General features: G+C 63.7%; 11 protein-coding genes. 4 read left to right on the forward strand and 7 right to left on the reverse strand.

Going from position 1 to position 8,825, the window contains the following annotated elements:
* Positions 1–319, forward strand: a 319-nt coding sequence (locus ACRCSW_RS17800) for a GrpB family protein (protein WP_438706986.1), incomplete at its 5' end; no start/stop codon positions are given.
* Positions 320–408: 89 nt separating this feature from the next.
* On the opposite strand, the gene ACRCSW_RS17805 is transcribed toward ACRCSW_RS17800, so the two are convergent.
* The 4 genes from ACRCSW_RS17805 to ACRCSW_RS17820 form a co-directional block, all read right to left on the reverse strand.
* Complete coding sequence (locus ACRCSW_RS17805) at positions 409–1,413, reverse strand: hypothetical protein (RefSeq protein ID WP_438706987.1); 1,005 nt, start codon at positions 1,411–1,413, stop codon at positions 409–411.
* A 434-nt stretch (positions 1,414–1,847) separates the two neighbouring features.
* A complete protein-coding gene (locus tag ACRCSW_RS17810) occupies positions 1,848–2,249 on the reverse strand; it encodes a c-type cytochrome (protein WP_438706988.1) in 402 nt (133 codons plus the stop codon).
* A 52-nt stretch (positions 2,250–2,301) separates the two neighbouring features.
* Entirely contained in the window at positions 2,302–2,979 is a 678-nt protein-coding gene (locus ACRCSW_RS17815; protein ID WP_438706989.1) for an ABC transporter ATP-binding protein, read from the reverse strand.
* Positions 2,972–4,258, reverse strand: a complete 1,287-nt coding sequence (locus ACRCSW_RS17820; RefSeq protein WP_438706990.1) for a lipoprotein-releasing ABC transporter permease subunit — start codon at positions 4,256–4,258, stop codon at positions 2,972–2,974. Before ACRCSW_RS17820 ends, ACRCSW_RS17815 begins: the two co-directional genes overlap by 8 nt.
* A gap of 200 nt (positions 4,259–4,458) precedes the next feature.
* Here ACRCSW_RS17820 and ACRCSW_RS17825 point away from each other — a divergent pair, with 200 nt between their 5' ends.
* Both ACRCSW_RS17825 and ACRCSW_RS17830 read left to right on the forward strand, forming a co-directional pair.
* A complete protein-coding gene (locus ACRCSW_RS17825) occupies positions 4,459–4,728 on the forward strand; it encodes a hypothetical protein (protein WP_438706991.1) in 270 nt (89 codons plus the stop codon).
* Between the two features lie 225 nt (positions 4,729–4,953).
* Positions 4,954–5,223: a hypothetical protein gene (locus tag ACRCSW_RS17830; RefSeq protein ID WP_438706992.1), complete on the forward strand. Its 270-nt coding sequence runs from the start codon at positions 4,954–4,956 to the stop codon at positions 5,221–5,223.
* Between the two features lie 15 nt (positions 5,224–5,238).
* Here the strand turns inward: ACRCSW_RS17830 and ACRCSW_RS17835 are convergent, their stop codons facing one another.
* Positions 5,239–5,916 (reverse strand): NADPH-dependent F420 reductase, encoded by a 678-nt coding sequence (locus tag ACRCSW_RS17835; RefSeq protein WP_438706993.1) that lies wholly within the window; start codon positions 5,914–5,916, stop codon positions 5,239–5,241.
* Positions 5,917–5,986: 70 nt separating this feature from the next.
* Here ACRCSW_RS17835 and ACRCSW_RS17840 point away from each other — a divergent pair, with 70 nt between their 5' ends.
* Positions 5,987–6,550: a TetR/AcrR family transcriptional regulator gene (locus ACRCSW_RS17840; protein ID WP_438706994.1), complete on the forward strand. Its 564-nt coding sequence runs from the start codon at positions 5,987–5,989 to the stop codon at positions 6,548–6,550.
* A gap of 284 nt (positions 6,551–6,834) precedes the next feature.
* Here the strand turns inward: ACRCSW_RS17840 and ACRCSW_RS17845 are convergent, their stop codons facing one another.
* Positions 6,835–8,391 (reverse strand): trimethylamine methyltransferase family protein, encoded by a 1,557-nt coding sequence (locus ACRCSW_RS17845; protein ID WP_438706995.1) that lies wholly within the window; start codon positions 8,389–8,391, stop codon positions 6,835–6,837.
* Positions 8,392–8,494: 103 nt separating this feature from the next.
* A partial coding sequence (locus ACRCSW_RS17850) for an HAD family hydrolase (RefSeq protein ID WP_438706996.1) occupies positions 8,495–8,825 on the reverse strand: 331 nt, incomplete at its 5' end.

The following is an 8,825-nucleotide window of genomic DNA, read 5'->3' on the forward strand; positions in this document are numbered from 1 at the left end:
CAAGAGCAAAAGCTACTCGGTAATCGCGACCGGAATGCGCGACCGCTTCCTTCTGTCACGCGACGGCCCACCACAGTTCAACCTCCACATCGTCACGTGGGAAAGCTGGCCCCTCCGGAAAGAGCGCCTGATGCGCGACGCCCTGATCGCCGATCCCGAAGCGGCGGCCGAGTATGCCGCCCTGAAACGCGAGCTCGCCGCCGTCCACGGCACCGACATGGCCGCCTACACCCGCGCCAAGACGGCCTTCGTGCAGAAGATCATGGACCGCGTCTTCGACCGCATGGGCCTCCCCCGCCAGGACGTCTGGGAGGACTGACCGCCCCGCTCCTCGTCGGTCTTCGACCGCTCGTCGCAACGCGCCCGCGAGGAGGAGCCGAAGGCGAACGAGGAGCAGCCGCCTTTCCCCTACCGCTTGATCATCCAGACCATCGCAGTCCTGTATCCGGCGTTCTCAAGAACCGCGACTTTTGAAGCCCATGCCGCCGGGCAGACGAGAAATGCCGTCCTGATCCCTCGCGGGGCGAATGACGCCTCTGCCGCCTGAAGCAATGCCGCAGCGGCATCGCTCTCCTCCATCCGCGCAGGATCGGCAAACTGGCGGTGGAAGAAGTCGTCAATCACCCCAGTAGCACAGATGTCGTGTGCAGGCGGGAAATGCAGCCTCGATGCGGGCTGCGCGATAACATATCCATCAAGGTCTTCTCGTGGGGCTGACACCAGCATATCCCGGTCCGTCAGGGTGAGGCTCTTCCTCATCCAGCTGCCGAAGCGAGCGTCGGCTTCGGGATGAATGGTCCAGAACATGTCCAGTTCGCGAAGAATTGCCCTGTGTTCTGCGCTTCGGGCTACGATCCCCCCGATGTCCTCGTCCGTAGCTGTCCGCACCCCCGCGAAGTGCGATCCGCCATCCAGACCGGACTTGGACAGATATAGCGTCACGGGCTCGTAGCCCCGCGCACGGAACGCCCCGCGCCACTCGTCGCCACAGACGAAGGAGGCCAGCAGAAGTCTCGCCCCTGACGCACGAAGATCAGCCTCGCCCGCGTCAACCAAAGCCTCCAGCGTGCCATCGGGAGCGTCCTCTGCCACAAAGGCTTCCGGCATCAGCAGGCCCGGATCGCCCCGCTCGCCCGCATAGATCGGAGGCACGGGTACGCGCACGGTATGAACCAGACCAACGAGCCCGCCATCGCTCTCTGCAACCAGCCAACTCTGCCGAAACGGCTGCTTCTCCGCCGTCAGTGCGAAGGTCACTGCTTCCACGATCTTCTCGCGAGCATCATCCAGAAGCGGCCAAAGCGCCGGATCGTGGGCCTGCCGCCGTTCCGCATCCTGCATCAACAGGTCGACCATCGCCGGCACGTCGGGAAGCGCGGCGGTTATGATCTCGGCTGGCATATCGTTGTGCACCTTCTGATCCTCGCGCAGTCTACGCCTCAGGGGCAAGCAGCGCACCATCCTCAGGCGCCAGTCTCAATCTCTGCGAGATTCGCGCGGCCTGGCCAAGGGTGCGCCGTTTCACCCAGCGCCTCCCCTCCCCCACCGTGGGGAGGGGCCGGGGGTGGGGGCTCCCGGCCTGACGCCAGCGCCGCAGTTTGCACGACTCTGCGCATCATCCCCGGTCAACACCCCCTTAACAAACGAGTCGCAGATCGTGGTTAACGCCCGAAAACCGAGATACGAGGGGGAGACGGAAACAAGATGAAAGCAAGACGAAACCAAGATCATTGACCTGTTCGAAATCTCCAGGATTAGCACAGCGTTCCCAAACACTTGGAACCCCTTGCGCCCCCCCGCAGCGGCCCTCCTCAACAAACCCGTTCACCCCTCCTTGACCCCACGGCTCACTCCTGCAGCGTCTTGAGATACTCCGCGATCTGCACCAGCCGCACCGGGGTGGGCGTGGAAATCCCGTCGCCGCCGTCATAGGGCACGAGCTCCCCCTGCAGCAAAGGCCCGAACTCCGGCATCGGCGAGCCACCGTCCCGGTCCCCCGGACTGACGCCGGTATAGCCCCAGATCTTCGCCATAACCGCCGTCCCCGGAAAAACCCCGCCATTCCGGGCGGATAGCCCGGTCAGGTCAGCAGGCTTCCGGTCCAACCCCGCCGCCGCAGGCCCGTCTCCCCGGCCCGAAGCGCCGTGACAAGCCGCGCAGAAAGTCGCGAAATCCTCACGCCCGGTCGGAGCCTCGCGCTCCACGCAGGCTCCAAGCATCAGAACTGAAAGCAGAAAAAGCAGTCGCATCAGCAGTCCTCCTTCTCCCAGAAGACATTGCTCTGACGTCCACCGCCTTGATCTAGGTCACCTGGCCCGCCGAAAGCCGCACCACCCGGTCCATCCGCGCCGCAAGCTCCAGGTTGTGCGTCGCGATCAGCGCAGAAAGCCCGGTCGAGCGCACCAATTCCATAAGGACTCCAAAGACTTGGTCCGACGTCGCCGGGTCGAGGTTCCCCGTCGGCTCATCCGCCAGCAGAAGCTTCGGTGCGTTCGCCAGCGCCCGGCAGAACGCCACCCGCTGCTGCTCGCCGCCCGACAGCGCCGCCGGCCGATGCCCCGCCCTTGGCCCCAGCCCGACTTTCCCCAGCAGATCCATCGCCCTCGCCTCGGCCGCAGCCCTTGTCGCGCCATTGGCCAGCTGAGGGATGACCACGTTCTCCAACGCACTGAATTCCGGCAACAAATGGTGGAACTGGTAGATGAACCCCACCTCCGCCCGCCGCACCTCGGTCCGCACCCGGTCGGAAAGGCCCCCCATCTCCGCCCCGCCCAAGCTTACCGTCCCCGCATCAGCGACATCCAGCAGCCCCGCGATGTGCAAAAGCGTCGACTTCCCCGCCCCCGACGGCGCCACCAGAGCCACAACCTCGCCCTTCGCGACCGTCAGCGAGGCCCCGCGCAACACGATCACCTCCGACGGCTTGCCCCGGTTGTACCCCTTCTCGATCCCGTCGAGCGCCAGCATGGCCTCACTCATACCGGAGGGCCTCGACCGGATTCATCCGCGCCGCGCGCCGGGCCGGAAGCAGCGTGACGACAAAGGACAGCGCCAGCGACAGCAGCGCCGCCGAGACGACGTCTCCCATCTGCAACCGCGCCGACAGATGATAGATCGGCCGCACCTCCGGGTCCCAGACCCCGCCCCCCGCGACCCAGTTGATGAAGTCGAAGATCGGCGTGAAGTAGATCGCGAAGAGACAGCCAAGCGCGATCCCCAGCACCGTCCCCGCAATCCCCGTAAAGGCCCCGCACAGAAAGAAAACCCGCAGCACCGAGCCTTCAGTCAGCCCCATGGTCCTAAGGATTCCAATATCCCGGCCCTTGTTCTTCACCAGCATGACCAGCCCCGAGATGATGTTCATCGCGGCGATCAGGACAAGGATCGACATAAGGACGAACATCATGTTGTCCTCGACAGTCAGCGCCCGCAGAAAGGCGCCGGAGCTGTCCTTCCAGCTCCACAGCATCGCCGTCGGCCCGCCCGCACCCAGAAGCGCCGAAGCATACTTCTCGATCTCCTCCGGGTCGGCGACGGTCACCTTGAACTCGTCGATCCGGCCCTCGGCGTTGAAGAAAATCTGCGCTTCTTCCAGCGGCAGATAGGCGCGGGTCCGGTCGATCTCGGGGCTGCCGGTCGTGAAGACATAGACGACCTCATAGGCGTTGACCCTGGGGGACGACCCCAGCGCCGATTTCACTCCGTTGGGTGAGATCAGCCGCACACGGTCACCCACCGTCACGCCAAGATCGCGCGCGACGCCCGACCCAAGCGCGACCCCGTCGGAAATGCGGGCGATGTCACCCAGGTCGTCAGCACCCTCGGTCATCGCCGGGATCGAGGTGAAGTCCTCAGCCGACATGCCATAAACCTCAGCCCCGGCGTTGTTTTCGCCGTCCGAGACCATCACCTGCCCGCGCACCACTCCAGCCGCATGCGTGACGCCGGGCACCTGGGCCAGCGCGTCGGCGATCATTCCATTATCTACGAAACCCCGCAGCAGCTCGCCGTCCGGGCCCGTCTCACCCGACGAATAGATCGTGATATGCGCGTTCGCGCCAAGGATGGTGCTGACAAACTCGGCCCTGAAGCCCGCTCGCACCGCCATCGTGGCAATCAGCGCAAAGACCGCCAGCGTGATCCCGATCAGGCTGATCCAGGTCATGATGCTGACCCCGCCCTCTGCCCGTCGCGCACGCAGGTAGCGCCAGGCGATCATGAACTCGAAGCCCGAGAATGGTGCGGTTTTTGTTGCCATCTGCCTCTGCCCGCTTGACCAGGCCCTTTGATTTCCGCCGAACCTGCGGGACCGGGGCCGAAAGGTCAAGGCGGCGGCGGTGTCGAGCGGAAATCCGCGCGTGCTGGCACGAAGGTTGGTATCAGGAATTGACCCACAGTACGGTGCCCGCGCCCACAACTCGAAGTGGAGCATCTCAACAAGAACCGAGGGATAAAATCATGCGTATTGCACCTGCAATTCTGGCCCTGGCGGCGACCGGCTTCCTGGCTGCCTGCAACAGCGAAGCAACCTGCACCGCCGAAGAAGCGCAGAAGAAATCGACCGATCTGATGGCCAAAATCACCGAGGTTGGTACGACCGACCAGGCAAAGGCCACCGAGCTCATGCCAAAGCTGGAAGAGCTGGGCGCCAAGATCGCGGCAGGCGGAGACGACCTGAGCGCCGCCTGCAAGGCCATGGACGAGATGATGGCCGAACTGAACGGCTAAGACCTGACCGGTCCGGGCTGTCTTAGGCCCGGACCATCTTCTTTTTCAGCGGACCACGTTCACTTTACAAGCGGCCTCTGCCATTTGCAGAAAGCAGACACCAGCACGGTCTAACTTCAGATGTCGGGTCAGGTCATTCTGATCCTGCGCAATTGGTTAGGTGTACATCCTCAAGTATGAATACATGAACCATACACATATTTCCAAACAACACTAAGGGATCGAATGCGTATCGCACTTAATTCCGTCGTCTTGCTTGCCGCAGGCCTCCTGACCGCCTGCAACAGCGAAGAAGAATGCACCGCAGAGCTCCTTGAGAAGAAAGGGGCCGAGCTGGACGCCAAAGTAGCCGAGGTTCAGATCTCCGACCCGGAAAAGCTCTTCGCGATGCAGTCAAAAGTGTACGAGGCTGTGCAGAACGTTGCCGCTGCCGGTGAAGATATCTCGGGGCAGTGCAAGATAATTGACGAGCTTGTGGCAGAGCTTTCGAAGTGAAGCAGTCCGGGCCGCTTAGGCCCGGACCACCTTCAGGTTCACCAGGTGCGTGCCTCCGGTCATCCAGAGCCGCACCCAGACCGGCAGAACTGCTTCTTGCGCCCGAGCGCCGACCAGATCGCCCAGATCGGCAAAGCTGGTCCAGCCAAAGCCCCGCGCGATGTCCTTCACCGCCTCTTTCGCAGCCCCGTCGTTGCCGCTGACGAAAAGGTCATGGTCCCCTGGTATCAGGCCAGGCGTCACCATCACTGCAGCCGCGACCGTGTTGAACGCCTTGACGACCTTGGCCTCTGGAAATGCCGCCTGAATCTGCTCCCCAAGGCTCGTGGCGCCCGTGAAAGCCGGGTTGAGGAACGGAGGCATCCCCGCCGAGAAATCCAGCGGGTTCGCGACGTCGATCAGCACTTTGCCTGACAGGTTCGCGGCCCCTGCCGCCTGAAGCGCCTCAAGGGAATGTGCGCCCTGCGTCACGTTGAACACCACTTCGCCCGACGCCGCCGCCTCGGCAAAAGTCCCGACCTTGCCGCCTGTTTTTGCCACCCATTCCGCAAGCGGTTCGGCTTGCGCCCGCGGCTTCGCAAGCTCCTCGGCCGAGGGATTGCGGATGCCGATCACAACTTCATGCCCCTTCGCAATCAGCGCCGCTCCCAGTGTCTGGCCCACGCCACCACCGCCAATCATGCCTATTCTCATCGCTTTGCTCCTATGATAAAGACAGACAGGTCCGTCTACCTATCCGACTCATACAGACAGGTCTGTCTACATGTCAAGTGAAACTCTCGAAGCCCCCGAAAAAGCCCCGTCCGCACGGGACAGGATTCTACAGGTCGCGGGGCCGCTCTTCTACCGGGAAGGCTATCGCGCCATCGGGATCGACCGGGTGATTGCCGAGGCCGATGTCGCCAAGGCCACATTTTACAAGCACTTCCCTTCCAAGGACGACCTGATCGTCGCCTGGATCGCTCAGGCCGAGGAACGCTCACAGACGGGGCTACCTCCGGAAGACGGGCCGGAACCGCTGACTGCCTATGTGTCCGCGATGATTGCCATTGCGCGGCGCAGCGGGTGCATGGGCTGCACCTATCAAGGTTCGGCGGCGGAATTCTCCAACCCCTCGCATCCGGCTCACGCGGCAGCCATTGATGTGAAGACCCGAGTCCTCGAAACTCTGGAAACCCGCGCCCGCGCCCAAGGCCTGGCCCGCCCGCGCGAGACGGCCGAGGCAGTGTTCCTGTTCATCGAGGGCGTCTGGGCCTCGGTCCGCATGTTCGGCCCGAAGGCCCCCCTTGCCCATGCGGAAGAGGCGGCGCGGCGTCTGTTCGTCTAGACCCGTCGCTGCCGGACGAAGCAACTGGTCAGGAAGCTGCTTTCCAGCCTTTCACATTTGCCCAAATATCCCCGCCGGAGGCCCTTAGCCCGAGCCCCTGCGCGTTCTTCACGCGCGGGGGCGAGACAAAAGGTCTTCGCGCGTCAGCGCTCAATTTGAAACCCGCCCCAACCCGCGCGCAGCTGTTAGCAAATCGTGAATACCCATGCGCAACCTATTGATTTCATTATGGTCAACTTTATGCGCACCGTGCCCCAAGGTCTGGCAGGGCGCCGCCTCGCGGATCAGAAGTCCGTAGGCGCCCCACCCTCCTGCTTCCGCTTGGCCACAAACTGGCGCAGCTCTTCGAGGTGATCCCCGTTCATCTCGGGCGCCTCGAACTCGGCCAGAATCTGCTTGTAGATCCGATGCGCCCGCTCCACCGTCCAGACCGATCCATCGACCTGCCAGGCCTCATAGTTCCGCCAGTCGCTGACAAACGGCGCATAGAACGCCCGCTGATAGCGGTCCTGGGTGTGCTGGATCCCGAAGTAGTGCCCGCCCGCACCGACCTCCTTGATCGCGTCGAAAGCAAGGTCCTCGTCCCGCGTGGCGAAGGTCGCCTCCTCGAAGTACCGCTGGATCATCTGCAGGACTTCGCAGTCCATGATGAACTTCTCGGGGCTCGCGATCAGCCCACCCTCCAGCCACCCCGCCGCGTGGTAGACCATGTTGGTCCGGCTCTGCACCGCCGACCAGAGCGAGTTCGAGGTCTCCCACATCGCCTGCCCGTCCGGCACGTTCGCAGCACAAACCCCGGAGGCCCGCATCGGGACGCCGTAGAACCGCACGAGCTGCCCCGTCATCTGCGTCGCCCGCATGTATTCCGGGGTGCCGAAAGCGGGCGCGCCGGACTTCATGTCGACGTTCGAGGTGAAAGTACCGATGGCCACCGGACAGCCCGGCGCGATGTATTGAAGCAGCGCTACGGCGGCCAGTGCCTCGGCAATCGAAAGGGCAACGGCGCCCGACATCGTGACCGGAGCCATGGCGCCCGCCAGGGTGAAGGGGGTGACGACGACCGGCTGGCCACGCTTGGCAAGCCGCATCGCACCGTCGAGCATCGGGTAGTCGTGCTTCAGAGGCGAGACCGAGTTGATATTGGTGTACATCCGTGGCTTCGCGCGGAACTCCTCGTCTGAAAGCCCGCCCGCGATGCGGACCATTTCCATGACGTCCTCGACCCGCTCGGCCCCAAGGCTGTAGGCGTGGCAGACCTTGTCGGTCAGCGTCAGCTTCTCGAAAAGGCAGTCAAGGTGGCGGACCGAGGGGTGGATGTCGACCGGCTCGACCGGATAGCCCCCGGCGACGTGAATGCAGTTGAAGTACTGCGTGAGCTTCATGAATTCCCGGAACGTCTCGAAATCGCCCGTGCGCTTGCCGCGCTCCATGTCCCAGGCGTTGGGGGGCGAGGAAACGTTGACGAAGATCATGTGGTTTCCGCCCATGATGATCTCACGGTCGGGGTTGCGGGGCGTGATGGTGAAGGTCGCGGGCGCGCGGCCGACCATCTCCATCACGAAGGCCTCGTCCATGCGGACATTGGTGCCGCTTACGATGCAGCCCGCCTTCCGCAGATGCTCCACAGCCTCGGGGTTGAGGAACTCGATCCCGATATCGCGGAGGATCCGCATCGCGGTCTTGTGGACCCGCTGAACCCCGTCGGCATCCAGCGGTTCGGTCGGCCGGTCAGGGTTGACCGGGATGCGCCAGGGCATCTGGTCGATGACCGCCGTCCCCGCGCGGACCTTCATCCCCGCCCGCCCACCAGCGCGCTTTCTCCGGGTTGGCTCGTCGGTCATGGTCTGTCTCCGTTGCTTGCCCTGAAGATGACGGAAGGAGAGCGCAGGTGATCACTGCGTTTGCGACGAGTATTGGTCGTTTTTCGCGCTTCGCTGTGGATAGTCAGGCTTTCAGGGCCGAAAGCCAATCCGGTATGGCGCCGATATCGGGCAGGACAACGTCGGCGTGGGGGGAAAGCTCGTCCCGCTTGGCGATCCCCGTCAGGACCGCCACCGTGCGCATCCCGGCGGCACGACCGGCTTCCAGATCGTGCCGGCTGTCGCCCACCATCGCCACCCGCGCCGGGTCCAAGGCAAAGGCCCGCGCGAAGGCCAGGCACATGCCCGGAGCCGGTTTCGCCCCATGCCCGGAATCGTAGCCCGCGATGAAGTCAAAGCAGTCGGTGATCCCATGGTTCGCAAGGTGCTGACGCGCGGGGGCCTCTGAGTCGTTC

This window comes from Tabrizicola sp. (assembly GCF_051645465.1).
GTDB lineage: Bacteria > Pseudomonadota > Alphaproteobacteria > Rhodobacterales > Rhodobacteraceae > Tabrizicola.